General features: G+C 62.5%; 1 pseudogene. It reads right to left on the bottom strand.

Features of this window, described 5'->3' with window-relative positions:
• A pseudogene (locus tag ABT116_RS50315) lies at positions 1–903 on the bottom strand (hypothetical protein); the annotation flags it as partial.
• Positions 904–1029: the final 126 nt, after the last annotated feature.

Here is a 1029-nt window from a genome sequence, read left to right as displayed (position 1 = left end):
GGCGCTGTCGCCGTAGCGCACCTCGACCTTGGCGCCGACCGCCTTCTCCAGCTTGTCCAGGATCGGCTTGACCAGCTTCTCGTCGCCGTGATGCCGAATCATTCTGTAGCACGGGGCATTCGAGAGTAGAGCAGCGGTATTTCTCAGAGTCAATCCGTGATTGTCGGACCACAGGGCTGATTGCTCGGCCAGTGACTGTATCGCCTGGGCTGCAGGCATCGGTGCGATGCGTGTCGTCCCCTCGTCCCATCCATCGAGGATCAGCACCAGGTCGATTCCGCGAACCGCCGAGTCAGCGTCTGGCGGTATCGACAGAGTTGACGGGTCCAGCGCCCACACCGGCGGGGCATACGGGAGATACAGCGAATCGTGTGCCTTGACCTCGGGGAGAACATCGAACGTACCGGCTTTGAGGTGAACTCGACGCGGTAAGCCCACCGATTCGGTGCCACGAATGAAGACGCCTTCGTCAGCGCGCAATTGTGCGCCCCGTAAAGCGAGGGCGAGAGCCAAGGTGGTCTTGCCGGCGCCGGAGTGTCCGGCGATTGCCACTCGCACACCGTCGCAGTCGACCAGAGCAGCGTGCAGGCGAGTCCACTTTTCGCCATGGGCGGCTTTCATGACATCCCGGTGCACGCTGCGGTACACGTTCTCTGCGAGGTGGAGGGCGTCGAGACCGGTCAGCGTGTCACTGCTGCCGTCGATGGTCGATTCGATGGAGGCGTCCCAGAGCCCGAACGTCGATCGGTTTCGCTCGATCCTGACCCCGACGTCGTATCCCGCAGGCCAGGGGCTCGCAATTCGATGCTCGACGACACCGAGTTCAGGGATGGCGGGGCCGCGCACAATCGCATCAACCCACAGGTAGTGCGCCCGGAATTGCGGTACGTGGTTGCCTGTCACTGGATTCTCACACCAGCAGACGCGAGGCGCTCAGCTGTCCATAGGTCTCGTTCACTACCGACTCCGCATCATGGACGGGGATCTCGAGTACCTCAACGACCGCCTGGACGATGTCACTGACGGTCC

The sequence above is a fragment of the Streptomyces sp. NPDC002130 genome (genome assembly GCF_040296465.1).
In the GTDB taxonomy this organism is placed as follows: Bacteria; Actinomycetota; Actinomycetes; order Streptomycetales; family Streptomycetaceae; genus Streptomyces.
This window is presented reverse-complemented; position numbering and strand designations above follow the sequence as displayed.